The 24,983-nt window shown below is 70.7% G+C and carries 25 protein-coding genes and 1 tRNA gene; 17 read left to right on the top strand and 9 right to left on the bottom strand.

The window, feature by feature from the left end; all coding sequences use genetic code 11:
* The first annotated feature begins 2 nt into the window (after nt 1–2).
* Complete coding sequence (locus ABZ806_RS09660) at nt 3–410, top strand: hypothetical protein (RefSeq protein ID WP_500216445.1); 408 nt, start codon at nt 3–5, stop codon at nt 408–410.
* 52 nt (nt 411–462) lie between these two features.
* Here the strand turns inward: ABZ806_RS09660 and ABZ806_RS09655 are convergent, their stop codons facing one another.
* Together ABZ806_RS09655 and ABZ806_RS09650 are read right to left on the bottom strand one after the other, a co-directional pair.
* Complete coding sequence (locus tag ABZ806_RS09655) at nt 463–1,053, bottom strand: flavoprotein (protein WP_500216444.1); 591 nt, start codon at nt 1,051–1,053, stop codon at nt 463–465.
* A complete protein-coding gene (locus ABZ806_RS09650) occupies nt 1,050–2,438 on the bottom strand; it encodes a helix-turn-helix domain-containing protein (RefSeq protein WP_500216443.1) in 1,389 nt (462 codons plus the stop codon). The genes ABZ806_RS09655 and ABZ806_RS09650 overlap by 4 nt, the downstream gene beginning before the upstream one ends.
* A 582-nt stretch (nt 2,439–3,020) precedes the next feature.
* Here ABZ806_RS09650 and ABZ806_RS09645 point away from each other — a divergent pair.
* The 10 genes from ABZ806_RS09645 to ABZ806_RS09600 all read left to right on the top strand — a co-directional run bounded on the left by ABZ806_RS09645 (nt 3,021) and on the right by ABZ806_RS09600 (nt 10,462).
* Nucleotides 3,021–3,368: a hypothetical protein gene (locus ABZ806_RS09645; RefSeq protein ID WP_500216442.1), complete on the top strand. Its 348-nt coding sequence runs from the start codon at nt 3,021–3,023 to the stop codon at nt 3,366–3,368.
* Between the two features lie 211 nt (nt 3,369–3,579).
* Nucleotides 3,580–3,981 carry a hypothetical protein gene (locus ABZ806_RS09640; protein WP_500216441.1) on the top strand — a complete coding sequence of 134 codons (402 nt, stop codon included), beginning with the start codon at nt 3,580–3,582 and terminating at the stop codon, nt 3,979–3,981.
* A 181-nt stretch (nt 3,982–4,162) separates the two neighbouring features.
* Nucleotides 4,163–4,861, top strand: a complete 699-nt coding sequence (locus tag ABZ806_RS09635; protein ID WP_500216440.1) for a GntR family transcriptional regulator — start codon at nt 4,163–4,165, stop codon at nt 4,859–4,861.
* Nucleotides 4,862–4,989: 128 nt separating this feature from the next.
* Nucleotides 4,990–5,418 (top strand): plasmid replication, integration and excision activator, encoded by a 429-nt coding sequence (locus tag ABZ806_RS09630; protein ID WP_500216439.1) that lies wholly within the window; start codon nt 4,990–4,992, stop codon nt 5,416–5,418.
* Nucleotides 5,415–5,615 carry a hypothetical protein gene (locus ABZ806_RS09625; protein WP_500216438.1) on the top strand — a complete coding sequence of 67 codons (201 nt, stop codon included), beginning with the start codon at nt 5,415–5,417 and terminating at the stop codon, nt 5,613–5,615. Before ABZ806_RS09630 ends, ABZ806_RS09625 begins: the two co-directional genes overlap by 4 nt.
* An 87-nt stretch (nt 5,616–5,702) precedes the next feature.
* Complete coding sequence (locus ABZ806_RS09620) at nt 5,703–6,521, top strand: hypothetical protein (protein WP_500216437.1); 819 nt, start codon at nt 5,703–5,705, stop codon at nt 6,519–6,521.
* Complete coding sequence (locus tag ABZ806_RS09615) at nt 6,425–7,168, top strand: FtsK/SpoIIIE domain-containing protein (RefSeq protein ID WP_500216501.1); 744 nt, start codon at nt 6,425–6,427, stop codon at nt 7,166–7,168. The genes ABZ806_RS09620 and ABZ806_RS09615 overlap by 97 nt, the downstream gene beginning before the upstream one ends.
* A 98-nt stretch (nt 7,169–7,266) precedes the next feature.
* Nucleotides 7,267–8,886, top strand: a complete 1,620-nt coding sequence (locus tag ABZ806_RS09610) for a replication initiator (protein WP_500216500.1) — start codon at nt 7,267–7,269, stop codon at nt 8,884–8,886.
* Nucleotides 8,883–9,083, top strand: a complete 201-nt coding sequence (locus ABZ806_RS09605) for a helix-turn-helix transcriptional regulator (protein ID WP_500216436.1) — start codon at nt 8,883–8,885, stop codon at nt 9,081–9,083. The genes ABZ806_RS09610 and ABZ806_RS09605 overlap by 4 nt, the downstream gene beginning before the upstream one ends.
* Nucleotides 9,080–10,462: a tyrosine-type recombinase/integrase gene (locus ABZ806_RS09600; RefSeq protein WP_500216435.1), complete on the top strand. Its 1,383-nt coding sequence runs from the start codon at nt 9,080–9,082 to the stop codon at nt 10,460–10,462. Before ABZ806_RS09605 ends, ABZ806_RS09600 begins: the two co-directional genes overlap by 4 nt.
* A 204-nt stretch (nt 10,463–10,666) precedes the next feature.
* Here the strand turns inward: ABZ806_RS09600 and ABZ806_RS09595 are convergent.
* Nucleotides 10,667–10,743, bottom strand: a tRNA-Arg gene (locus ABZ806_RS09595).
* A gap of 130 nt (nt 10,744–10,873) precedes the next feature.
* Between ABZ806_RS09595 and ABZ806_RS09590 the strand changes: the two genes are divergently transcribed.
* From ABZ806_RS09590 to ABZ806_RS09575, 4 genes are read left to right on the top strand one after another with little or no spacing between them, the layout of a single operon-like run.
* Nucleotides 10,874–11,662, top strand: a complete 789-nt coding sequence (locus ABZ806_RS09590; RefSeq protein WP_500216434.1) for a phosphotransferase — start codon at nt 10,874–10,876, stop codon at nt 11,660–11,662.
* Complete coding sequence (locus tag ABZ806_RS09585; RefSeq protein WP_500216433.1) at nt 11,637–12,542, top strand: cobalamin biosynthesis protein; 906 nt, start codon at nt 11,637–11,639, stop codon at nt 12,540–12,542. The genes ABZ806_RS09590 and ABZ806_RS09585 overlap by 26 nt, the downstream gene beginning before the upstream one ends.
* Nucleotides 12,539–14,050 carry a cobyric acid synthase gene (locus tag ABZ806_RS09580; RefSeq protein WP_500216432.1) on the top strand — a complete coding sequence of 504 codons (1,512 nt, stop codon included), beginning with the start codon at nt 12,539–12,541 and terminating at the stop codon, nt 14,048–14,050. Before ABZ806_RS09585 ends, ABZ806_RS09580 begins: the two co-directional genes overlap by 4 nt.
* Nucleotides 14,051–14,088: 38 nt before the next feature.
* Complete coding sequence (locus ABZ806_RS09575) at nt 14,089–14,715, top strand: DUF1444 domain-containing protein (protein WP_500216431.1); 627 nt, start codon at nt 14,089–14,091, stop codon at nt 14,713–14,715.
* 3 nt (nt 14,716–14,718) lie between these two features.
* On the opposite strand, the gene ABZ806_RS09570 is transcribed toward ABZ806_RS09575, so the two are convergent.
* Nucleotides 14,719–16,251 (bottom strand): glycosyltransferase family 39 protein, encoded by a 1,533-nt coding sequence (locus tag ABZ806_RS09570; protein ID WP_500216430.1) that lies wholly within the window; start codon nt 16,249–16,251, stop codon nt 14,719–14,721.
* A 117-nt stretch (nt 16,252–16,368) separates the two neighbouring features.
* Here ABZ806_RS09570 and ABZ806_RS09565 point away from each other — a divergent pair, with 117 nt between their 5' ends.
* Complete coding sequence (locus ABZ806_RS09565) at nt 16,369–17,025, top strand: LysE family translocator (RefSeq protein WP_500216429.1); 657 nt, start codon at nt 16,369–16,371, stop codon at nt 17,023–17,025.
* Nucleotides 17,026–17,034: 9 nt separating this feature from the next.
* Here the strand turns inward: ABZ806_RS09565 and ABZ806_RS09560 are convergent, their stop codons facing one another.
* On the bottom strand, nt 17,035–18,777 hold the full coding sequence (locus ABZ806_RS09560; protein WP_500216428.1) for a serine/threonine-protein kinase: 1,743 nt from the start codon (nt 18,775–18,777) through the stop codon (nt 17,035–17,037).
* 149 nt (nt 18,778–18,926) lie between these two features.
* On the opposite strand from ABZ806_RS09560, the gene ABZ806_RS09555 reads away from it, so the two are divergent.
* Complete coding sequence (locus ABZ806_RS09555; protein ID WP_500216499.1) at nt 18,927–19,895, top strand: alpha/beta hydrolase; 969 nt, start codon at nt 18,927–18,929, stop codon at nt 19,893–19,895.
* Here the strand turns inward: ABZ806_RS09555 and ABZ806_RS09550 are convergent.
* The 4 genes from ABZ806_RS09550 to ABZ806_RS09535 all read right to left on the bottom strand — a co-directional run bounded on the left by ABZ806_RS09550 (nt 19,892) and on the right by ABZ806_RS09535 (nt 24,836).
* Nucleotides 19,892–21,607, bottom strand: coding sequence for a serine/threonine-protein kinase (locus ABZ806_RS09550; protein ID WP_500216427.1), 1,716 nt, complete (start codon nt 21,605–21,607; stop codon nt 19,892–19,894). The two genes, ABZ806_RS09555 and ABZ806_RS09550, sit on opposite strands and share 4 nt — an antisense overlap.
* A 106-nt stretch (nt 21,608–21,713) precedes the next feature.
* Nucleotides 21,714–23,048, bottom strand: a complete 1,335-nt coding sequence (locus tag ABZ806_RS09545; protein WP_500216426.1) for a DUF4389 domain-containing protein — start codon at nt 23,046–23,048, stop codon at nt 21,714–21,716.
* 73 nt (nt 23,049–23,121) lie between these two features.
* Nucleotides 23,122–24,084, bottom strand: coding sequence for a quinone oxidoreductase family protein (locus ABZ806_RS09540; protein WP_500216425.1), 963 nt, complete (start codon nt 24,082–24,084; stop codon nt 23,122–23,124).
* A gap of 83 nt (nt 24,085–24,167) precedes the next feature.
* Nucleotides 24,168–24,836: a TetR family transcriptional regulator gene (locus ABZ806_RS09535; protein WP_500216424.1), complete on the bottom strand. Its 669-nt coding sequence runs from the start codon at nt 24,834–24,836 to the stop codon at nt 24,168–24,170.
* Nucleotides 24,837–24,983 lie beyond the last annotated feature (147 nt).

Here is a 24,983-nt window from a genome sequence, read left to right as displayed (position 1 = left end):
ATGTGCTTTCCTGGACCTCGACCGAAGGTCGGATCGCGACATATGCTGCAGGTGCGGGAGTTATGGCACTAATTGCCGGATTTACTGGGACGGCAATCGCGCAATATGGCAGCTCTTCTGGCAACGTTGTGAATATGCTGCGTCAGAGTTTTGGTCGCATCATTAGGAAAAACTGCCTAAACATAATGAGTTGGCTCCTTGGTGGCGCAATACTCTGCATCCTTGCTATGGCGATCGATACGAAACATGGAACCTTTGGCTCTCAATGGGTCTTTGAGTTTGCCCTTCTCATGGCGGTGTTGAAATTTTGCAGGCTCTGGTTCCTCTTCAAGTTGATCCTTGAAGCCACGGACGTTCAAAGTACCCAGCCACAGCGGCGCCCTGCGCCACCTCTTCGACCGCACCCGTAGAACGTGTTTATAGGTGGCTGTGGGAACCTATTGAGGTTCCAGGGCGGAGTCCCTATCTAACGGGCGGCAGGGAGGTCGTGGGCCTTGGCGGACTGGCGTATAGGCGTTCGCCCTCGTCCATGGCCAGAGGCCAGGGGAATTCGTCCTGGAAGGTCTCGCCGGTACCGGGGTCGTGGGGTGCGAACTCGCGAGGGCCCAGAAGTATACGAACGCCCTCGTCGCGGAGGGTGTTGATGCTGTTCTGGAAGGCGCGACGTGTGGCTAGGGCGCTGTTGATGAAGGGCAGGACGACTACGGGGATACCTAGTCCGGGGGCTTCGGCGAGGATGCCTAGGGCGTACGTGTCGCTGATGCCGTTGGCCCATTTGTTGATGGTGTTGTAGGTGGCGGGAGCCATGATAATTGCGTCTGCTTTGGGGGACCGGGGTTCGCCTGGTTTGCGGTGGTGGCTGCGGACGGGGCGGCCGGTTTGGGCTTCTAGGGTTTGGGCGTCGATGAAGTCCAAGGCTGATGGAGTGGCGATGATCTGGACGTCCCAGCCTCGTTGGTGGGCGAGGGTGACGAGTTTTCCGACGTCGCCGGCGGGGCCTGCTGCGCACACGATGATGTAGAGGACTTTGTGGCGGTCGGCCTCGTCGGTCATATGTGCACTCCGATCTCGGTGGTGAAGTCCCTGAGTTGCCGTTTGGTGCTGGGCCGGGCGGTGGCCATGAGGTCGCGCAGCATGCGGTGTACGGCGGGGCGGGCCGAGATCTCTTCGGGCGCTAGCTGGTGGGCGAAGCGCAGGACGTTGTACGCCTTGTCGTGTTTGCCCCATTGGGTGAGGGCGCGGGATGTGTCGATGAGAAGTGTTGCTTTGCGCTCGGTGAGGGGGATGCGGTCCAGGTCGATGCGGCGGGCTTCCTGGATGGCGGCTCCGGCGTCGCCGAGCTGGAGCGCGATGTTCACGCGGTGAAGCTGGACGTTGGTGGGGCCGAATGCGGTCCATTGGTGGTTGTAGTCGCCGCCGAGTTCGCGGCCTGCGGCCTGGGCCTCGTCCAGGAGGGTGGCGGCGGTGTGGCGGTCGGTGCGGTGTCCGGCGGCGACGGCTCCGCGTAGGAGGAGGGATCCGTAGACGGAGAGGAAGTCGGGGGTGCGCTCGTCGATGTCGTGGCCGATGCGTTCGGCGTAGGTGCTGGCGGTCTGGGTGGCTGCGCCGTGGTGGCCGTCGTTCATCAGGGCGTGAGTGATGATGCGGGCGCTTGATCCGATGATCGTGAGGTCTTGGCTGTTGCGGGCTGCCTGCATGCTGCGGTCGGCGGCGACCCATGCCAAGCCCTCTTCGTCCAGTTTGAGCAGGATGCTCGCGGCGACGTGGTGGGCCTCGGCCGAGAGGGCTTCGGCGTGGAGGCGGGTGTCTCCCTCGTAGGTGGTGCATGCGGTGCGCAGGTCGGCTAGGAGTTGGGGGAGGGACTTGATGACCGTGGAGTATCGGCAGTCCTGGTAGTTGCGTTTGGCGGCGGCTACGGCCTTGTCCAGGCGGGGCATGCTGAGGGGGGTGGGGCTCGGGTCGATGCTGATGCCGGGGTAGCCGGCCAGGGCGGCGGCGAATGCCTCGACGCCTTCCAGGGGTGCGCCGTCTGCGGGTAGGTCGGCGAGGATGGCGCTGAACAGACTTGCTCCGGCGATCTTGGTGAACGTCCTGCGGCGCACGGGGTCCCCTTCCTCGACGTCGGAATCTACGTCCAGGGAACCCAGGAAAGCGGCCGGAACCAAGCCCGTGGGCTCATCCCGAGGTGTGATGACCCTCGCGTTCACGGTGGTCGGCGGGGTCGTGAGGTTGCGGGGTGCCAGGCCGAGAGTCATGCGGGCGGTGTCGGGCATGCGGAGGCCGTCGGCGATGCGCTCGAAGACTTCGAGGGTGGTGACCTGGCGGCCGCCCTTCTTCATGGTCTCGCTGACCTTGCCCTGGGACATGCCGCATGCGATCGCGATTTGGGTCTGGCTGGCGCCGGTGTACTGGCGCAGGAGGTGGAAGACGGTTCTCATGTCTCGGGCGGTGAGGGCTTGGGTCATCTGCGGGCGTTGCCACAGTGAATCGGGGATGACGATCGGGTCTGACGCCCGTCCCGACATCGGGTCTCCCTCCGCGTGACTCGTCCTTGCTGAGCGTATATCCCGTGGCGGGATATCGCCTGGGAATGGGTGCCGGGAGGGGTTTGGCGGATCTTGGACGCATGACGCAGCAGCGAGAGACGGTCAAGGCGGCCTGCGGGCATTGCGGCGGTCGTGAGTGGAAGTTCGCTCACGCTCGGCGGGCGGTGCTGGTCGGTGTTCCGGTTGGTTCGGGGCCGGAGGTTGAGCGGGTGCCGTGTCGCTGGTGTGCGCCGTCGCGTGAGGTGCGTGCGGCGTAGTCCAAAAAGCTGCGGGGCCGGTTGGGTGTCGTGGCGGCTGTGGCGTGGTCGTGCCGGGGTGGTAGACGTGCGCGGCTGTGCTGGCGGGTGGTGGAGCTCCCGTGGGTCGCTGGTCCTGCCGGTCCCGCTCTCCTTCTCTTGGGAGTGGTGCCCTGTGGGTGTGTCGGTGAGGTCTCGGGCTGCTGGTGGCGCGTGGCGTCCGGCGGCGTTGGCCCTGGTGGCGGAGTTGGAGCGGCTCGGGCTGGTGGCCGAGGTGCGGGCCAGTGGTGTGGTGCGGGTGCGCAACCCGGCCGGTGAACCTGACCCGGATGACCCGCAGGGGCAGGCGTTCGCGCCGGGGCTGGGGCAGGAGGTGGTGTGCTGTCGGCGGGACGGGGTGCTCTGGTGGTGGTGGGTGTGGCCGGGGCCGACGCGTACGTCTTCGCCGGAGTTGGAGCCGTTGTGCCCGATCGCCGACATCGTCACGGCTGTGGCCCGGATCGCGCGGGTCGTCGCGGTGCCCTTCGACGGTTCGCCGGCCCCGTCCTCCGGCCCGTCGTCCGGTTCGTCGGGTGGGTGCGGGTGATGGGGGTGTCGTCGGTGTCGGCGTCGGAGGAGCAGAGTCGGCGGCCGATTGCGGCGCAGATTGAGCGGGAGTTCTCCGGGGTGGTGGCCTGGTACGGCAACGCCACGGGCGCCTGGTGGGCGATGGTCCGGGTTCACGGGGATGTGCGCCTGGTGGAGGCGCGGAGTCCGCGGGAGTTGCGGGAGGCGATCGTGAACGCGCGGGGGTGGTCGTGGCCGAGGTGAACGCCGATGGCGGTCACAGGGTCGGGCACTCGGGCATCGGGCCTGAGTGCCCGGTCTGGTGTCTGGGGGTGCGGACGGTCGGTGATCTGGTCGGTCTCCTGGTGGAGGCAGGCCGGTTGTCGGGCCTGTATCCGGCGGCGGACGTTGAGGGCGGGCATGAGCATGAGCGGGTGACGGCGGCCTGTCCGGTCGGGTGCCTGGGGTTGTCGGCGCATGTGGTGAACGCGCTCCGGCATGGGTTGGGTCGGTCGGTGCGAGTGGGGGACGTGCTGGGGCTGCTGGCCTCGGGGCGATTGGCCGAGGTGCGGGGGATGGGTGCGCGGCGGGTCGGCGAGGTTCTGACGGCGTTGGTGGCGGCCGGTTTCCCGGTACCGCCTGGCACGGAGTGAGGGGCTGCGGCTGGTGGTCGAACTCGCTCGTCCTGGGCATGGTGGTCGTGGTTGTTGAGGGCTGACGGGCGGGTGTTACACGGGCTACAGTGCCGTGAGGTGCACTTATGCGGTCAAGCGTCCTAGTAGTCAGGTGGTCGATATGTCGAGCTTGGAGTTCGAGCCTCCGAAGTATGCGCGGGTGGTGCTGGAGGTGCGTCGCCGGATCGAGAACGGCGACTACCCGCCCGGCTCCATGCTCCCGTCCGAATCGCAGCTGGTGCGTGAGTTCGCGGTGGGGCGTACGACGGTGGTGCGGGCGTTGCAGATGCTCCAGCAGGACGGATGGATCACCCGTGAGCACGGGCGCGGCTCGTATGTGAAGGGCCGTCCCGCCTCGGAGGTGCGGGCCAGTCGGCGGGGCCTGGCGCTGCTGGACCGTCCGGAGACGGTGCCGGGTGTGCGGCTGGTCGATGTCGGCCAGGTCGACGCGCCGGGGCCGGTGGCGGCGCTGCTCGGCCTCGACGGCGGTCGTGGGCGGGTGTTGGCGCGGCGGTCGCTGACGGTTCGGGATGGGATCGCCTCGGATCTGGTGACGTGCTGGTTCCCGCCTGAGCTGGTGTTCGGTACCGACCTGGATAAGGATGCGGCGTTGCCGGTCGGGTTGCGGGATCACCTGCGGACGGTCAAGGGCCTGCGGGTGGACCACATCTCCGAGCGGCTGACCGCGCGGCTTCCCGCCGGCGATGAGGCCGGGTTGCTGGAGATCAAGACCTCTGAGCCGGTGCTGTCGATGCTGGCGGGCGTGCATGACGCCTCGGACGTGGTGCGGTTCGTGGTGGAGGTCGTGATGCCGGGGTCGCTGCATGAGCTGGAGGACGTGTACAGCGTCCCGAACTGACTGACCCCTCGGCTGATGTGATGCACGTCACTCAATCCTGAGCTTGTTCGGTCGAGCGGGCGACGTACACTCATGTCACAAGCACTCGTCCGGACAAGCGGTCGGGTGAATGACAAGGGTGGTTCGTGATGGCGGTGCAGGGTCCGTTCAAGGTCGCGTTCGGGGACGTGTTCCCGTTCGGGGCGTTCGTCAAGGGCGGGGTGGAGGCGGTGCGGGACTTCGACCGGTCGACCCGTGAGAACTTCGTGCAGGCGCGGGACAAGGAGACCGGGGAACTGGTGTGGGCGGTGGAGGTGCTGGACGCCGACCCCGAGTCCAAGGGCACGTTCAAGGTCAAGCTCATGGCGCCGGTGCAGCCCCTCATGCCGGAGGCTCCGGCGGGGTTCCCGTTCGTGCCGGTGGAGTTCGACGGCCTGATGGTGACGCCCTACGTCAACTCCGGTACCGGGCGGCTGGCCTACTCGCTCAAGGCGTCGGCGGTGCGTCCGGCCAACTTCAAGGGCGGCGCGGGCCGCTCGGGCAAGGACGGCGGCGCGGCGGGCAAGGACGCGGCATGAACACCCTCGGCATGCTCGCCCTCGTCGTCCTCGCGGGTACTGGTGGGCTCGGGCTGCGGCTGCTCATGGACGTCGGGGAACGGCGCCGGTCGGTGCGCTGGGCTCACACTCTTGCGCGGTTCTGCGGCGACGCCGGGTGCGGGGTGTGTCGGTCGCGGTTGCTGTCGGCCGAGGTCCCGCGCGTTGTCCCTGGTTGATCTGGGTGGGGCGGCTGGAGCTGGTACCTCCGGCCGCCCCACTTCTCTCGCTCTCCCACAGCTCGAAAGAGAAGAGGTGTCCAGGTTATGGCCTGGGAGTTCCGCAAGCTCGGCCCCGGTGAGAACGTCGCCGTTGAAGCACAGCGTGACCCGTTCGCCGCCCCGAAGTGGGCGCCTCCGGTGTGGCACATGCCCGAGGGACTGGTGCTCATCGTCAACGCCGTCCGCGCCCTCGTCCGGACGGTCGTCTTCCTGGTCCGCAACATCGTCCCCGTGTCGGTCCTGTCCGGGCTGGGCTGGCTCGGCTACCGGTTCGGGTGGCTGGTCCCCGTGTTGGTCCTGGTCCTCGTCGCCGTGGGCCTGGGCGCGTGGGCGGGAATGGACCGTCCGTCCTTCGTCCGCTGGGTCGCTCGTCCCGCGCTCGCCCGGTGGCGGCTCGTGGCGGTCTATCGGCGGGACTGGCAGCCCGTCCTGGTCACGGCGGGTCTGACCAAGGTGCACAAGGGGCGGGAGTACCTGCCCTTCCTGGTTCGGGTCCGCTGCGGTCCGACGTCGGATCGGGTGCTCGTCCGCATGTTGAAGGGGCAGGCTCCGGACGCGTGGGAACGAGTTGCGGTCAACCTCGCGCACGGGTTCGGCGCCTCGCTGGTCCGTGTCCGGGACGGGGACCGTCCGGGCCGCATCTGGCTCGAATTCGTCCGCCGCGATGCCCTCGCCGTCCCGATACCGGCGCTGCCCGTCCCGGACGGCTCCGACGTCGACCTGTCCGGGGTGCTGATGGACGGTGCGAGGACGGGTCGCCGTGGCGGCTGCGGCTCCTCGGCACGCACGTCCTCATCGCGGGGGCGACGGGGGCCGGCAAGGGCTCGGTCATCTGGTCCACCATCCGCGCACTCCTCCCCTTGATGCTCGCCGGGCTGGTGGAGGTGTGGGCCGTCGACCCCAAACGCATGGAGCTGTCCTTCGGGCGGGCGCTGTTCGAACGGTACGGGCGGTACTCCTCCGACCCGTCCGGCGGCATGGTCAAGCTGCTGGAGACGGCGGCCGAGGACATGAACGCGCGCGCCGAACGCTTCGCCGGAGTGACCCGGTCGTTCACGCCGTCGCATGAGCACCCGTTCCGGGTCATCGTGGTGGATGAGCTGGCGTTCCTGACCGCCTACTGCCCTGAGCGGGATCTACGCAAGCGGGCCGAGTCGGCGCTTGCGGTGCTCACCAGTCAGGGGCGTTCGGTGGGGTATTGCGTGATCGGTGCGCAGCAGGACGCGCGCAAAGAGGTCAACAACCTGCGCAACCTGTTCCCCGACCGCATCGCCCTGCGCCTCGATGAAGACGAACAAGTCGACATGGTGCTCGGCGACGGTGCCCGCGACCGTGGCGCGCTGGCCGACCAGATCTCCTCCATCCCGCAGATCGGCGCGGGCGTCGGCTTCGTCCGGCTGGAAGCCTCACCCGATCCGGTGCGGGTCCGGGCGGCCTATGTCTCTGACTCCGACATCCGGGCGATGGTCGCGCTCGGCCTGCCTGACCTCGACATCGAGGGGGCTGCGTGACGACATCGGCTCCCGGCGTCACCCAACCCACCCTCGACGCTCCCGACGTCGCCCCGTCCCGTCCGACCGAACCGGTCCCGCCACCGGTCGTCAAGACGCTGGCTCCGCTGGCGCGCGGGGTGCTGGAAGCGGTCGCGGTCGAACACGGCGTCTGCATCCGCCCCGTCCCCATGCGGCGCGTCGAACTGAACACGGGCGCGGCCGAAATGGTCTACGTCCCGTGCGGTCACACCCTGGCCTCGGTCTGCCCGTCGTGCGCCGAACGCAAGCGCAAGCTTCGCGCGGTGCAGTGCCGTCAAGGCTGGCACCTGACCGAGGAACCCGTCATCACGCGCGCCGACCCGGACGCCGAGCAACGGGCGTGGATGGAACTGCGGGCACACGCGGCGGCGGCCCGTGACCGCGCCGGGCTGGAAGGTACAGCGGACGGGGAAGACTCCGAGTTCTGGGACGCGGTCATTCGCGACCTCGACAACGAGCTTGAACGGACCGGGGTCCGCGGTTCCCTTAAGACCGGTGACCAGACCAGGGGCCGGCGGACTCGGTCGACCCGGCGGCGGCAGGATGCGCCCGACCTTCCTCGTCGTCCGGTCGACTCCCGCACGGTCGGCAAGGTATTCCGAGGTACGGACAGCAAGACCTTCCGGCCCTCGCTGTTCCTAACCCTCACCCTGGACTCCTACGGGCGGGTTCGGGGTGACGGTACGCCGGTCGACCCCGAGTCCTACGACTACACGCGGGCGGCGCGGGACGCTCTGCACTTCTCCAAGCTGGTCGACCGGTTCGTGCAGAACCTGCGCCGGTTCGTCGGCTACGACGTCCAGTACTTCGCCGCCGTCGAACCGCAACGCCGGCTCGCGCCGCACCTGCACATGGCCATACGCGGCACGATCTCCCGCGCTGAGCTGCGGCAGGTGGTGGCGGCCACCTACCACCAAGTGTGGTGGCCCTCGACCGATCGCGTCGTCTTCGACGGCGAACACCTGCCGGTCTGGGATGACATCGCGGGCGAGGACGGTAACGGCGGCTACCTCGACCCGGCCACCGGGGTAGTCCTCCCCACCTGGGATGAGGCGTTGGATGCTCTCGGCGAGGACGAGGACGCCGAACCCCTGCACGTGGTGAAGTTCGGGCGGCAGATCGACGCACAGGGCGTCCTGGCCGACTCGGCCGACTCCCGGCGCTGCATCGGCTACCTGACCAAGTACCTGGTCAAGGGCGTCGCCGAATGCCACCAGGCTGAGACTGCGGCGCAGCGGGAACACGTCGACCGGATGGCCGAAGCCCTCCGATACGAGCCCTGCTCGCCGACGTGCGCGAACTGGCTGCGCTACGGCGTCCAGCCCAAGAACCCGCGCAAGGGCATGACGCCGGGCTACTGCAAGGGCAAAGCACACCGACGCGAACACCTCGGCTACGGCGGCCGCCGCGTCCTGGTCTCCCGAAAGTGGTCCGGCAAGACCCTCGCCGACCACAAAGCCGACCGCAAAGCCTGGGTCCTCGCCCGACTCGCCGAAGCTGGAATCCCCGTGAGCAACCCGGCCGACCCGAACGCCGTCCACGTCTGGGAACGCGCGGGGCCTGGCGACCCGGACGTCAAGCCAGCAGAGCAACGGCTCCTGCTGCTGATCAACGAACGCATCCAACGGCGCCGCCAGCTCGACGCCGCGACCCACAACCCCACCCCAGAACTTTCGGCAACTCCGGAGGCAGCGTGAGCGGCAAGCGGGACGAACTACTCACAGTCGACCAAGTTCTTGAAGCGCTCGGCGGGATCTCCCGGCGGACGTTCTACCGCTGGCGCGAGATCGGGCGGGCTCCGGCGTCCTTCAAGCTCCCTAACGGGGAGATCCGCATCTATCGCGGTGACCTCGACGCTTGGCTCTGGTCGCTGCGTGAGGAGACGGCGGCGTGAACACGTCCTACAAGGTCAAGTTCTGGGAGATTCGGCCGAACAAAGCGGGGCCGAGGTCGAGTAAGCCGGGCAAGGTCATCTCGTACACCGCGCGTTGGACGGTTGGCGGCCGTGAGAAGTCCCGGACCTTCGAACGATCGTCCCAAGCGAAGAGCTTCCTGTCCGACCTGCGGCAGGCTGCCAAGAACGGTGAGGCGTTCGATACGGACACGGGCCTTCCGCTATCCATGCTCAAGACGGCGACTGCGCGCACATGGTTGGAGTTCGCGCGGGCCTACGTCAATGCCCGTTGGCCACACGCGGCGGCAAAGTCGCGTGAGGGGCTCACCGACACCATGACGGCTGTGACGCTCGTGTTCCTCAAGGACATGCCCGGCCGCCCTGAGGCCTCCCTCCTCCGGGTGCTTCTTCGGCAATTCGTCTTCGTCCCGGACGATCGCCGTCCCGATATGTCCGCCGAACTCGGCGCGGCGCTTCGCTGGCTGGAGTCGGCGTCCATGCCGATTACCGACCTGGACGAACCGCGGTTGGCTCGGGCTGCGCTGGAAACCCTTGCGCTCCAACTCGACGGGCAACCGGCGGCCTCCTCGACCTTCCGGCGCAAGCGGGCGGTCTTCAAGCATGCGCTCGGCTACGCGGTCGAACTGGGGGACCTGGCGACGAATCCCCTCGACCGCGTGAAGTGGCGTCCGCCAAAGCAGAACGGCGCCGTTGATCGCCGAGTCGTCGTCAACCCGGCCCAAGCGCGGGAGCTGCTGACGGCGGTCTCCTACGTCGGCCGGTCGCGCGGTCCTCGGCTGCGGGCGATGTTCGCGTGCATGTACTTCGCCGGCCTGCGTCCGGCTGAGGCTGCGGGCCTGCGGCGGCAAGACTGCGAACTTCCGGCAACTGGCTGGGGCCTGATCACGCTCAAGAAGACCCGGCCGCAGTCGAACAAGCGCTACACCGACTCGGGGGAGACCTTCGACGATCGGGGCCTCAAGCATCGGGACGATGACCTCGTCCGGCCGGTCCCGATCCCGCCTGAACTGGTGGTGATTCTCCGGGAGCACCTCGACGCCTTCGGGACGGCCAAGGATGGGCGGTTGTTCGTCACCAGCGGCAGCCGGTCGTTCTCCGGCTCGGCTTACGCGCAAGTCTGGAAGCAGGCTCGCGCCCTGGCGCTGACTCCAGATCAGGTCGAGTCACCGTTGGCGGCTCGGCCGTATGACCTTCGCCATGCGGCGGTGTCGCTCTGGCTCAACGCTGGCGTCCATGCGCCTGAGGCGGCCGAACGCGCTGGCCACGGGGTCGACGTGATGTTGCGTGTTTACGCCAAGTGCATAGATGGGCAACGAGACGTCGCCAACCAGCGCATCGAGGACGCGTTGGCCACATGATCGGCAACTGCGGTGGAGAGGCTCCGGAGCGTTCCGGGGCCTCTCTTGTCTTGCGTGCTGACCTGGGCAAACGCAGCCAGAGTCATTCCGCGTATATTCCGGGAGCGGTGCCGTGCGGCTGCCTTCGGTGGCATCTGGCTGCATCCGGCCGAACCGGCGCGAGAGACGTCCTCGCAGGTCATGGCCTTGATCGGCTGGTCAAGATGGCGCGCCCGGCAGGATTCGAACCCGCGACCGTCGGATTAGAAGTCCGATGCTCTGTCCAGCTGAGCTACGGGCGCCCGGCGCCCGGCGGGACGCCGGGACCGGGACATAGTGTAAGGGTGCGGGTCCTCCAGCTCCACATCTATAACGGCGTTACCACGGGTGAGCGGGGCGTGGCGGTGCTCGGGGGATCTATCTTTGGGTGCTGTGGCAGTGGACTTTGAGGTGCCGCTCTCCGGTGGGGACGTGTCGGAGGGCGTGGTGCGGGTCGGGGAGACGGTGCGGAGGCCGCTCGGGGCGCAGAGTCCGGCCGTGCACGGGGTGCTGCGGCATCTGGAGGCGGTGGGGTTCGACGGGGCGCCGCGGGTGCTCGGTGTCGATGAGCGGGGGCGCGAGGTGCTCAGCTGGGTGCCGGGGGAGGTGCCGCATCGGCCGCTGGCGGCGTATGTCGTTTCGGAGGACGCGCTGCGGGGTGTCGGGCGGCTGCTGCGGAGCTACCACGACGCGGTGGCCTCCTATGGTGTGCCGGATGTCGGGTGGGAGGGGGACCTCTCCAATCTGGACGGGGAGCCCGAGATCGTCGGGCATTGCGATGTCACGCCGGAGAATGTGGTTTTTCGGGGTGGGGCGCCGGCGGCTCTGATCGATTTCGATCTGGCGCGGCCTACTACGCGGTTGTTCGATGTTGTTACCGCGTTGCGGCATTGGGGGCCCATCGAGGACCCTGCCGATCGGGACGCGTTGCTGTACGGGGCTGACGTCGGGCGGCGGATCAAGGTCTTCTGTGACGCCTACGGGTTGGCGCGGGAGTTGCGGCGGGACGTGCTGCCCGCGGCGCGGGTGAGGTTCGAGCGGTCGTATCGGGCCATGCGGGCCAGGGCGCAGCGTGGCGGGGGATGGGCGCGGATCTGGGACGGTGGCGCCGGGCCGCGTATCCGGCGCGCGCAGGATTGGCTGGAGGGGCACTGGGATGAACTCGATGCGCGGCTCTGCTGAGGGGCTTGTCGGCGGTGTCGTGCTGGACGCCTTGCTGGGGGATCCGAGGCGGTGGCATCCGGTTGCGGGTTTCGGGCGGGTCGCCTCGGTCGTCGAGGGTTCTCTTTATGCGGATTCCCGGTGGCGCGGGGTTGTCTTTACCGGGGTTCTGGTGGGGGGCGCGGGGGCCGTTGGTGTTGTGCTGGAGCGGGTAAGCCGGCGGTTCGGGGTGCATGGGCTCGCCACGGCGGGGGTTGCCTGGGCCGTGCTCGGCGGGACGTCGTTGGGGCGTGAAGGGCTCGTAATGGCTCGTGTTCTGGAGCAGGGCGATGTGGAGGCGGCCAGGGCACGGCTCTCTCATTTGTGTGCGCGTGATCCTGAGGGGATGGACGCGCCAGGGCTGAGCCGGGCGGTCGTGGAGTCGGTCGCCGAGAACACGTCGGACGCGTCGGTGGCTCCGTTGGTCTGGGGAGCGGTGGCGGGTATTCCGGGGCTGCTGATGTATCGGGCCATCAACACGCTGGACGCGATGGTCGGATACCGGAGTCCGAGGTATGAGCGGTTCGGGTGGGCGTCGGCGAGGTTGGACGATGTCGCCAATTGGGTGCCGGCCAGAGTGACCGCGGGATTGGTCGTGGGGTGCGGCGGGCCAAGGGCTTGGCGGGTGCTCAGGAGGGACGGCAAGAAGCATCCGAGTCCCAATGCCGGGAGGGTCGAGGCGGCGTTCGCGGGCGCGCTCGATGTGCGGCTCGGCGGTGTCAACGCCTATGGGGGACGGGTTGAACGGCGGCCCGAGATGGGGGACGGCAGGGTGCCCGAAGTCAGGGACATCAGAAAGGCCGTCCGGCTTTCCGCTGCGGTGACGTTCGCCGCGGCGGTGCTGATCGGGGTGCTGCGGTGAGCGGGCTGCTGGTGGCGGGGACGACGTCGGACGCCGGTAAGAGCGTCGTCACGGCCGGGTTGTGCCGGTGGCTGGCCAGGCAAGGCGTGAAGGTCGCGCCGTTCAAGGCCCAGAACATGTCGCTGAATTCGATGGTGACGAGTGATGGGGCGGAGATCGGGCGGGCGCAGTACATGCAGGCTCAGGCGGCGGGTGTGGAGCCGCGTGCGGTGATGAATCCGGTGCTGCTGAAGCCGGGGAGCGATCGGCGCAGCCAGGTGGTCGTTCTGGGGCGGCCTGTCGCGGAGGTCGACGCACTGGAGTACGGCCGCCACAAGGAGAGGCTCAAGGCCGTCGTGCTCGAAAGCCTTGAGGAGTTGAGAGCCGACTACGACGTCGTCGTCTGCGAGGGAGCGGGGAGCCCGGCGGAGATCAATCTGCGGGGCGGCGACATCGTGAACATGGGGCTGGCGCGGGCGGCGGACCTGCCGGCCGTGGTCGTCGGCGATATCGACCGCGGTGGTGTCTTCGCGTCCTTGTACGGGACGGTCGCGCTATTGGAAGAAGCAGATCAGGCGCTTATCGCTGGATTCGTCATCAACAAGTTCCGGGGCGCGTACGAACTGCTGAAGCCGGGGCTGGATCAGCTTGAGGCACTTACGGGCCGGCCGACGGTCGGTGTGCTGCCCTGGAAACTCGGCCTTTATCTCGACTCCGAGGACACCCTGGCGCTGGACGCGCCGCGACCCGACGCCAAGGGCCCGTTCGGAAGGGAGACGCTGCGGATCGCCGTCGTCCGGTTCCCGCGCATCTCGAATTTCACGGACCTGGACGCCCTGGCGTGCGAGCCGGGCGTCGTCGTCCGGTACGCGGCCAGCGTCGGCGATCTGGCGGAGGCCGATCTCGTCGTCCTGCCGGGCACCAGGGCCACGGTGAGCGATCTCGGATGGCTGCGCGACAGGGGAATGGCCGACGAGGTCCGGAAGCGGGCCGCGGAAGGGCGCCCCGTGCTCGGTATCTGCGGCGGCTACCAGATGCTCGCCGAGGAGATCGTGGACCATGTCGAGTCCCAGAGCGGAACGGCGCAGGGGCTCGGTCTTCTGCCTGCGCGGGTCGAATTCGGGGAAGAGAAGATCCTCGGGCGGCCTGACGGCAGGGCCTACGGCGAGGACGTCCACGCCTATGAGATCCATCATGGCGTCGTCACCGCACACGGAGAGCCGTTCCTGGACGGCTGCCGAAAGGGCGCCGTCTGGGGCACGACCTGGCACGGCGCCATGGAGAACGACGGATTCAGAAGGGCCTTCCTCGCGGACGTGGCCCGGCACGCCCAAAGGGATTTCACCCCCGCTCCCGATGTGTCGTTCCAGAAACTGAGAGAGGCCACACTGGACGCGCTCGGCGATCTCGTCGAGGAGCATATGGACACCGATGCCCTATGGCGGATCATCGAGAAGGGCGCCCCCGGCGGGCTCCCCGTCGTCCCTCCCGGTGGCGCCCCGGAACCGCCCGCCGCGACGGTAGGGTGATCCACTCAGGCCGCACCAGGCACCAGGAGGAACGTCCCGTGACCGACCCGCGGTCCAGTCTGATCGTCCCGCTGATGAAGGCGCGGGTCCCGGCGGAGGTCCAGCTGGAGTTCCCGCTGCCGGCGGACGAGGAGCCGATCCGCGACCCGTTCGCCGGCGACCTGTACGCCACCTACGCGCTGGAGATCGCCGACGAGGGCGTCCCGTCCGGCCGCCGCCACGAGCAGGTGGCGCGCCGGCACTGCGCCGAGCTGGACGTGGCGCCGGGCGAGCTGCGCCGCCGCGCGGTGATCAACCTGCGCGACCTGCGGCCCGAGCTGAGCCTCAGCTGGTACCCGGACGTCCGCGCCGTGACGGTGTCGCTCGGCGGCACCCCCGGGCGCGGCAGCCTGGAGTCGGGCCTGCTGCTGGACGAGGGGTTCCTGGAGAAGCTGGCGCAGGACGTCGACGGCGACCTCGTCGTGGCGGCGCCCGCGCGGGACGTGTTCGTGGCGTCCGGTACCGGTCATCCCGACGGCGTCGACAAGCTGCGCTGGGCGGTCGCGCAGGTGTGGGCCGAGGACCGCGACAACGCCGACCCGAGCTGGGACGTCCCGGCGGGGAGCCTGCTCACGCACAACCTGATGGTGCGCCGCGGCGGCGTGTGGGACGTCCTCACCGCGTGACGGTCACGACAACTGCCTGAACTCGGGCCACAGCTGCGTCCACGGGGCGCGCTGCCCGCGGCAGACCCAGACCGGTTTGCCCTGTTCCTGGTTGTCCAGGCCGACACCGTTGTCGATGCGCGCCACCGGGCGCACGTCCGACCAGAACCTCCGGAGCCCGGCGCCCTCGGCGACGGTGTCCGGGCCGACCACGATGGTGGGGCCGCCCGTGTCCGGCGGGCGCCCGAAGTACCAGTAGCCGTTGTGTCCGCTGTAGGCGCGGGGCAGGCCGAGGCCGGGCCCGTACTTGTCGAGTGCTCCGGCCTCGCCGTAGTTGCTGACGACGATCGTCGCCGTGGACCGCTCGTCCGGCGGCAGCGCGCGGTGGACGCCGGCGACCTGCGCGGCGAAGCGGGGCCAGCCGACCGTCTCGGCCGCGTCCGCGTTGATCACGGGCTGCGGCGTGTCGGCCAGCCACTTCACCGGGTAGACGGGCAGCGTCAGCAGCACGGTCGTGATCCCGGTGATCGCGTACACCGGGACGGACGTGAGCCAGCCGAAGCCGCGCGGCGCGCCGTTCCGCTCGACCTCGACGGCCCCGGCGGCCCAGAGTGCCGCCCACAGCCCGCTCAGGTAGTACGGCTTGCCGGCGGTGATCAGGAACAGGACGATCAGCAGCAGGTACGCGTGCCCGAGGAATCGGAACATGCGCAGGCCGTCCGAGCGGTACGTCCGCCACAGCCCGTAGATCCACAGCCAGGACGTGAAGACGCCGGTCAGGATGAGCTGGAACGGGATGAATCCGGGCCGCCCGGCGAAGTCCCCCTTGTCGGCGATCGCGCTCGCCATGTCGAGTTGCGGCCAGCCGTGCCGCGCCTGCCACACCAGCCCGGGGACGACCGCGAGGACGGCGACGAGCGCCCCGGCGGCGAGCATCGGACGCCGCAGGAACTCGCGCGGCCCCGACACCAGCAGTCCCACCACCAGCGCGACCAGCAGGAACGCCGCCAGGTACTTCACGTTCAGCGCGAGTGCGGCCACGGCGCCGACGGCGAGCAGCAGCCGCTGGTCGCGGGTCCGCACCCACCGGACGACCAGCCACACGATCGCCGTCGACAGCAGCAGGTCGAGCGTTGCCGTGTAGAAGGTGTGCCCGATCGCGGCGGCGAAGGGGCACACCGCGTAGGACGCGGCGGTCAGCAGCTGCGCGCGACGTCCACCGCCCATCTCGCGCGCCGTCAGCGCGGCGATGACCACACCGGCGGCGGCGAACAGCGCGGCCGGGACGCGCAGCACGACGAGCGAGTCGCCGAACACCGCCGTGACGGCTCGCGCGATCAGCGGCAGCAGCGGCGGCTGGTCGGGATATCCCCAGGCCAGATGCCGTCCGGCCACCCGGAAGTAGAGCTCGTCGCGGTGATAGCCGTAGCGGGCGCTGAGGGCCAGCAGCAGCACGCCCAGCGCGCCGGCCAGCAGCAGCACCGGCCGCCACGCCGGTACCGACGAATCGGAGGAGGTCTCGACAGGCCGCGATGCTTCGGACGCAGGGGCGGTCATGATCCAGACTTTGGCAGAGAATGTGGTCTAAGTCACGATCTCCACGTCGTCCGCCCCTGGACACCACCGGGGAGAAAATTGGTGGGATGTGTCGGACGTGCTGCGTAGTGTGCGGCCATGGTTTCGCTGCATCAACTGCTGGCCTTCTCGGTGATGGCGTTCGCGATCATCATCATCCCCGGGCCGTCCGTGTTGTTCGTCGTCGGGCGGGCGCTGGCGCACGGGCGCCGGACCGCGCTCGCCGGTGTCGTGGGCGGGGTCCTCGCGGCGCTCGTGCTGACGGCGGCCGTCGCGGTCGGCGTCGGGTCGCTCGTGGAGCGGTCGGTGGTCGTGTTCACCGCGCTGAAGATCGTCGGCGCCGTCTACATCGTCTACCTGGGGGTGCAGGCCATCCGGCACCGGCGCTCGCTGCAGGAGACGATCGGCGCGGACGGCGCGGACGAATCGTGCGGGACGGGCGGGACGGGCGGCCGGGCGCTCCTGCAGGGCTTCGTCGTCGGCGTCACGAACCCGAAGACGACGGTGTTCTTCGCGGCCGTCCTGCCGCAGTTCGTGGTCCGCGAGCAGGGCCACGTCGCCCTGCAGATGATGGTGTTCGGGCTGGTCTTCGCGGTCATCGCGCTGCTCAGCGACAGCGTGTGGGGCATCGCCGCCGGGACGGCCCGCGCGTGGTTCGCGAGTTCACCGCGCCGCCTCGCCGCGATCGGCGGCACCGGCGGCCTGATGATGATCGGCCTCGGCGTGGCCGTCGCCGCCACCGGCCGCAAGGACTGACCCCCGGACTCACACCGAGCAGAGCGAGAAGTTGTCGAACGTCGCGCGCTGCTCCGCCGACGGGTCACCGGCGCGGGCGACGATCAGTCCGCTCTTCCCGGGCTCCCCGAACTCGTCGGGGTGCTCGTGGTCGGTGCCGGTCGCCACGGCCTCGCCGTTCACCCACAGGCCGAGCCGCATGCCGGCGTCGTCGGGCACGCACGCGGCCTGGACGCGGTTGTCCCGGTCCTTGCGCAGGGTGGTGACGAACCCGGTGTGGAGGTCCTCCAGCTTGTCGGGTGCCATCCAGGCGATGCGGGCCTGCCCGCTGCCCCGGACCAGGAACGCGTACCCGGTGCCCCCGGCGCTGCGGCAGAACACCCCGGCCTCCGCGTCGGGGCCGCCGAGCCGGACCTTCACCTCCATGAGCTGCGCGTCCGGAACGCTCCGCACGGGTGCCGCCACGGTCGTGTGGCCCAGTGAGGGGACGAGCCGGATCCCGTAGCTCCGGTCCCGGTACGCCCCGTCGCCGGTCCGCGGCCAGCCCGAGTCCTCCTGGCCGAACTTGTCGTCGAAGATCTTGTCGTCGACGTCCGGCGGCTGCTCGCCGAGGACCGCGGCGGCCGTGGTGCCGCCGGAGCCGTCCGGCTCGCCGTCGCCGTCCGGCAGGTTCCGCAGCCCGAACAGGGCGGAGACGCCGACGACGGCGGCGACCGCGCCGATGAGCACCCCGTGGCCACGGTTCGGGCGCCGCCGGGGGGACGAGGACGGCATCGCGGCGGGGGACGGCACCGGGGGCGGCGGCGCGCCCGGCGGCAGCGTGGGCGGAACGGAGTCGACGGTGGTCCGCCGCTCCGGCGGAGGCAGCCGCAGCGTGGCGGGCGGCGCGCCCGCGGAGCCGCCCGCCGGTTCCGCGGCCGGTGCCTTCGCTGCCGCAAGGCCGGTCGGCGGGGTCTTGGGCGGCTCGTCCTCGCCGGTCAGCGCCTGGATCAGCTGCTTCACCGTCGGACGTCCCGCCGGGTCCTTGGCGAGCGACCGCGCCACCAGCTCCCGCACCGCCGGGTCGACGCCGTCCAGGTCGGGTTCGGCGGACATCACCCGGTTGATCGTCTCCGGAACGGTCCCGCCGCCGAACGGCGCGCGTCCCGTGCCCGCGTAGGCGACGACGCACCCCCAGGAGAACACGTCCGCCGCCGGGGTGATCTCCGCGCCGTTCATCAGCTCCGGCGCGATGTAGGCGGGCGTGCCGACGAACTGGCCGGTTCTGGTCGGCCCGTCGGTGGCGTCCAGCGCCCGCGCGATGCCGAAGTCGATCACGCGCGGCCCGGTCGGGGACAGCAGCACGTTGGACGGCTTGAGGTCGCGGTGCACGATCCCGGCGGCGTGGATGGCGCTCAGCGCGGTCGCGATGTTGACCGCGAGGGCCTCCAGGTCGCCGCCGCGCAGCGGCCCGCCCGCCTTGACGGCCTCGTCGAGCGAGGACCCGGCGACGTACTCGGTCACCACGTAGAGGGGGTCGCCGTCCAGCCGGGCGTCCAGCACCGAGGCCGTGCAGAACCGCCGGACCTGCCGCGCGGCCGTCACCTCGCGGCGGAACCGCTCGTGGAACGCCTCGTCGTCGGCCAGCTCCGCGTTGATGACCTTGACCGCGACCCGCCGGCCGGCGTCGTCGGCGCCGAGGAAGACGGTGCCCATGCCGCCGCGGCCGAGGCGCGCGGTCAACCGGTACGGGCCGAGCTGCCGCGGGTCACGGTCACGAAGGGGGGCCTGCATGGCGTCTCCCGGAGCGGAGGTGTCATCGGTTCAGTTTTCCGGACGCGCGGACGGGGTGGTCGGTCCCCCTCTGGACAGCGCGCCCGTACGCTTGGACGCCGGGAACGGCGGCCGGGTTCGGGCCGGGTTCGGGAGGAAACGTGGACGTTATGGACGACGTGCTCGGCCCAGAGTACGAGGCGATCGAGCTGCCGATGGGCCGGGACGCCGAGGGCGAGGTCGTGGCGACGCTCGTCCGCCGGCGCCGCCCCGACCCGTCCCGCCGGGCGGTCCTGTACCTGCACGGGTTCATCGACTACTTCTTCCAGAAGCACCTGGCCGACTTCTACGTGGACCTCGGCTTCGACTTCTACGCGCTCGACCTGCGCAAGTACGGGCGTTCGCTGCGGCCGCACCAGACACCGAACTACATCGAGAGCCTCTCGGACTACTTCCCGGAGATCGGCGAGGCCGTCCGGATCGTCCGGGACGTGGACGGCCACGACACGCTCCTGCTGAACGGCCACTCCACCGGCGGGCTGATCGCCGCCCTCTGGGCCGACCGGGTGAAGGGCCGGGGCCTGGTCGACGGCCTGTTCCTCAATAGCCCGTTCTTCGACCTCGCCGAGCCGCTGGTGATGCGCAAGGCCGGTGCCGGGCTGGCGCGGGCGCTGCGCTCGCGGTTCCCGAAGGCGAAGCTGCCGGCGGGCGTGTCCGACCGGTATCCGCGCAGCCTGCACCGCGAGCACGACGGCGAATGGGACTTCGACCTCGCCTGGAAGCCGCTCCTCGGGTTCCCGGTGCGGGCGGCGTGGCTCGCGGCCGTCCGGCGCGGGCAGCTCCGCCTGCACCGGGGCCTGGACGTCGACGTGCCGGTCCTCGTCATGGCGTCGACGCGCAGCGTCCGCCCGACCCGCAGGGTGCTGGACGTGACGGGCGCCGACGCCGTCCTGGACGTCGAGCACATGGCCCGGTACGCGCCCCGGATCGGGCGGCACGTCACGCTCGTCCGGATCGACGGGGGCCTGCACGACCTGGTGCTGTCCCCCGAACCGGTCCGGACGCGGGTGTTCGAGGAGCTCGCCCGCTGGACGAACGGCTACCTCCCGGCCGAACCCGGCGGCCCGGTCCGCGGCTAGCTCAAGATCTTCGACATGTCGAAGTCGTCGAAGCCGGCGACGATCTGCTCGGCCTTGTTCCCGCCCCGCTCGATCTGGAGGCCGACCCAGCCGTTGGGCAGCGGCTGGTCGGCGTCGGTCTTGTCGATGACCTCCGCGCCGTTCACCCAGAGCCGCAGCCGCACCTTCGGGCCGTCCTCCTCCTGGCCCTCGCAGGCGACCTGGACCTTGTTCGGCCCGTCGGCGTCGAACCCGGGGACGGAGTCGGGGACGGCGAGGTCCTTCGTGCCGAGGTCCCCGTTGATCTTGCGGAGCACCGCGCCCTTGCCGTCGTGGCGGACGAGGAACACGTACTGCTTCTTGGCGTCCTCGTCGCCCCGGCAGGCCAGCCCGAACGCGCTGTCGGCGGGGCCCTGCTCGACCGAGACCGTGACGGTCGCGAGCATCGGGTCGGGGAAGTCCTCGGCCTTGTCCTTCGGCACCCACCGCGTGACCGTCCCGGTGTTGCCGCTGGTCTGCATCCGGTACTTGCCGTCCGCGTACCCGTAGGTCTTGTCGTAGATGTCGCCCCAGCCGGAGTCGGGGCTGGAGAAGGCGTCGCTGAACGCGGTCGCCACGTCGTCGGGCGGGCCGTCCGAACGCAGGAGGGTGAACCCGAGGACCGCGAGCACCAGCACCGCGGCGACGGCCGCGCCGCCGACGGCCAGCGCCCGGCGGGGGAGGCCGCCGCCCGGACCGGAACCGGGACGCCCGTCGCGCCGGGTGACGTCGGCGCCGTGCATGCCGTTCGGCTGCTGGAAGGCGGTGGGCGCGGCGGACGCCTGCGTGCCCGCCGGGCCGGGCCCGCCGGCGGGCCCGTGCCAGCCCGCCTGGACGGTCTCGGCGAGCGTCGCCGGGTCCGTCGTCCCGTTGCCGACGAGCCGCCCGAGCACTTCCTGGACGGACGGCCGGCGCCGCGGGTCCTTGTCGAGCGCGGCGGCGACCACGTCCCGCAGGCCGGGGTCGAGCCCGTCCAGGTTCGGCTCCTCGTGCACGACCCGGTAGAAGATCTCGGGGACGGTGCTGCCCGCGAACGGCGCGGACCCCGTCCCGGCATAGGCGACGACGCAGCCCCACGAGAACACGTCGGACGCGGAGGACACCTGCTCGCCGCGCAGCAGCTCGGGCGGCAGGTAGTTCGGCGTCCCGACGAACTGGCCGGTGCGGGTCGGCCCGTCGGAGGCGTCCAGGGCCCGCGCGATGCCGAAGTCGATGACGCGGGGCCCGGTGGAGGACAGCAGCACGTTGGCGGGTTTGAGGTCGCGGTGCACGATCCCGGCGCCGTGGATGGCCGCGAGCGCGGTGGCGACGCCGACCGCGAGGCCCTCCAGGTCGGAGCCGGGCAGCGGGCCGCGCTCGGCGACGGCGCTCTCCAGGCTGGGGCCCTCGATGTACTCGGTGACGACGTACAGCGGGTCGTGGTCGAGCTCGGCGTCCATCACCGGGGCCGTGCAGAAGCGGCGGACCTGCCGCGCGGCGGTCACCTCGCGCCGGAACCGCTCCCGGAAGGCGCCCTCCCCGGCCAGCTCCCGGTTGATCACCTTCACCGCGACGCGCCGCCCGGCGGTGTCCTCGCCGAGGTAGACGGTGCCCATGCCGCCGCGGCCGAGCCGTCCGATCAGCCGGTAGGGGCCGAGTTCCGCGGGGTCCTCGGGGCGCAGGGCCTCGCCGTTCTCTCCTGCGTGCGTGGTCATCGTGATCGATCCTGAAGGGGATTCGGGGGAGTTGTTCTAGAACCTTAGTGGGCCCGCGGACCGCAGGCCGGAGGACGGGGGACAGAGGAGGGGGACGGGAGAGGCGTCAGCGGGTCCGGCGGGCGCGGGGGAGGGTGCGGAACGGCGGGAGCCTCTCGCCGGTGAGCCCGAACGCGTACGCCACGACGCGGCTCGACCAGCGCTGGCAGCCGACGACCAGCCCGTAGAGCGGGCGGGGATAGCGGCCGGTGAAGGGGATCACCAGCCAGCTGCCCATCATCACGACCACCAGCAGCGCGTACATGACCAGCATCACGGCCAGGTGCGGGATGACGAGCAGGCCCCTGAGCAGGGTGAACCAGCGCCTCGGCCCCCGCCACGCGGCCGGGAACGGCAGGTCGACCGTCACCGTCGGCGCCCCGTCCGGCTCCCGTACCGGGACGGGCTCGGCGGCGGGGCTCGGAGGCGGGACCTCCGCGTCCGGCACGGACGGCACGGACGGCGCGGCGGGCGCGGGCGCGGGCTCCGGTACCGGTTCCGGTTCCGGGGCCGGATCGGGGGCCGCGGCCCGGCCCCGCCACGACATCGAGATCGTCTCGGCGGCGCGCTCCGGGTCGGCCTTCTCCTGCCCGACGAGCCGGGTCAGGAGCTGCCGCGCCGTCGGACGCGCCGCGGGCTCCTTGCCGAGCGCGGCGGCGGCGATCTCGCGCAGCCGCGGGTCGAGGCCGGTGAGGTCGGGCTCCTCGTGGCCGATGCGGTGGAACGTCTCCGCGACCGTCGCCCCCTGGAACGGGGGACGGCCCGTCCCGGCGTAGGCGATGACGCAGCCCCACGCGAACACGTCCGACGCCTGCTCGACCGGGTCGCCGCGCAGCACCTCGGGGGCGATATAGGACGGTGTCCCGACGAACTGGCCGGTGCGGGTCGGCCCGTCGGGGGCGTCGAGCGCCCGCGCGATGCCGAAGTCGATGACGCGGGGCCCGGTGGAGGACAGCAGCACGTTGGCGGGTTTGAGGTCGCGGTGCACGATCCCGGCGCCGTGGATCGCGGCGAGCGCGGTGGCGACGCCGACGGCGAGGCCCTCCAGGTCGGAGCCGGGCAGCGGGCCCCGCTCGGCGACGGCCTTCTCCAGCGTCGGCCCGTCGATGTACTCGGTGACGATGTAGGGCGGGTCCTGGTCGAGCTCGGCGTCGATCACGGGCGCCGTGCAGAACCGGTGGACGCGCCGCGCGGCGGTCACCTCGCGGCGGAACCGCTCGAGGAACGCGGGCTCCCCGGCGAGGTCCCGGTTGACGACCTTCACCGCGACCCGCCGGCCGTCGGGCTCGGCGCCCAGGTAGACGGTGCCCATGCCGCCGCGGCCGAGCCGCCCGAGCAGGCGGTAGGGGCCGAGGACGCGGGGCTCGTCCTGCTCCAGCGGTCCGGCGGCGGTCGTCGTCATGGGGGGCGCTGCTCCTCGGAAAGATCGTCTTTCCGGCCCAGCCTAAGGGAGTCAGGGGAGCGGCAAGGGGCGGTCAGGGAATCAGCAGGAGCTTGCCGGTGCTGCGCCGCGCCTCCAGGTCGGCGTGCGCGGAGGCGGCCTCGGCGAGGTCGTACCGGTGCCCGACGTGCACCTTCACGGCACCCGACGCGACCCAGCCGTAGACGTCGGCGGCGCGCTCCAGCAGCTCCGCGCGCTCGGCCACGTAGTGGGCGAGCGTCGGCCTCGTCAGGTACACCGAGCCGGCCCTGTTGAGCCGCTGCGGGTCGAACGGCGGCACCGCGCCGCCCGCCGCCCCGTACAGCGCCAGGGTGCCGCGCCGCCGCAGGCTCGCCAGGCTCCCGTCGAACGTGGGCGCTCCGACACCGTCGTACACGGCGGCGACGCCCGCGCCGCCGGTCAGCTCCCTGACCCGGTCGGCGAAACCGTCGTACCCCATCGTGACGTCCGCGCCCGCGTCCCTGGCGAGCCGCTCCTTCTCCGGGGTGGAGGCCGTCGCGAGGACGCGGGCGCCGAGCGCCGTGGCCGCCTGGGTGAGCAGCAGGCCCATCCCGCCCGCCGCCGCGTGCACGAGGACGGTGTCGCCCTCCCGGATCGGATACGTCGACCGGGTCAGGTAGTGCGCGGTCATGCCCTGCAGCAGCGCCGCCGCCGCGTCCTCCAGCCCGACGCCGTCCGGGACGGGGACGATCACGTCCGCCGGGACGACGGCCTGCTCCGCGTAGGCGCCCTGGACGTTGGCCCAGGCCACATGGTCGCCGACGGAGACGTCGCGGACCTCGTCACCGACCGCCGCGACCGTCCCCGCCGCCTCCATGCCCGGCGTGTACGGGAGCTCCTGCGCGTACACGCCCTTGCGGTAGTACACGTCGATGAAGTTGACGCCGGACGCGGCGACGTCGACCAGCACGTCGCCGGGGCCGGGCTCCGGGCCGGGACGCTCCGCGGGCTCCAGGACCTCGGGCCCGCCGTTCCGGGTGATGACGATCGCGCGCATGTGCGGCCTTTCTGATCAGTGGTCGGCGATCTCCGAAACCCGCCGCCTCCGCCGGTTGTTCCATCGGTCCGCCGCCGGGGCGGTCATACCCAGTCGCGCATCGTCCGGCCGGCGAGCGTCACGGCCTCCTCGACCCGGGCCGCGACCGTCCCGGCGTCCCAGATCTCGCGGCGGGCGCACTCCTCGAACGCGACCTTGACCGTCGCCAGGTAGAACGCGACCAGTATCCGCGGGCGGAGGTCGTGCTCCAGGTCGACGTCCTCGCGCCGCGCGATCTCCGCGGCGAGCGACTCCGCCGACGCCGCGTACCGCGCCATCTGCGCGGCCATCAGCGACGGCGTCGACTCGATCACCTTCCGGACGCGGCGGAACCGGGCGCCCTCGGCGGGGTCGCTCTCGGCGATCGTCCGCAGCACCACCCGCAGCGACTCGAACAGCGCGGTGAACGGCCGCTCCCCGGGCGGCCGTCCCGCGAGCGCCTCCGCGAGCACCTGGTCGTGCTCGGTCAGGAAGCTCGTGACGACGTCCTCCTTGGTGGCGAAGTAGCGGAAGAACGTCCGCTGCGACACCTCCACCGCCGCCACGATCTCGTCGATCGTCGTGGCCTCGTAGCCCTTGGCGGTGAACAGGTCCAGGGCGGCGTCGATGAGCGCGAGCCGCGTCCGCTGCTTCTTGCGCTCGCGGAGCCCGGCCAGCGCGCGCTCCGGTGCCGGGACATGGCCTGACGGGTCGCCGGCGGGGACGGCGCTCATCGGCTCGCTCCTTCTATCTGGCTGCCGCGGGCGTGGCATGCCCGTCTCATAGAGGCTTGTATCACGGACGGACCCTCCGCATGCCGCGCGGGCTCCGCCCACCGGAAGCCGCCCACCGGACGCCGCCCGCCCGCGATTGGCGCAGCC

Source organism: Spirillospora sp. NPDC047418, assembly GCF_040643275.1.
In the GTDB taxonomy this organism is placed as follows: Bacteria; Actinomycetota; Actinomycetes; order Streptosporangiales; family Streptosporangiaceae; genus Spirillospora.
The sequence above is the reverse complement of the archived record's forward strand: the minus strand, read 5'-3'. Positions and strand labels throughout refer to the sequence as shown.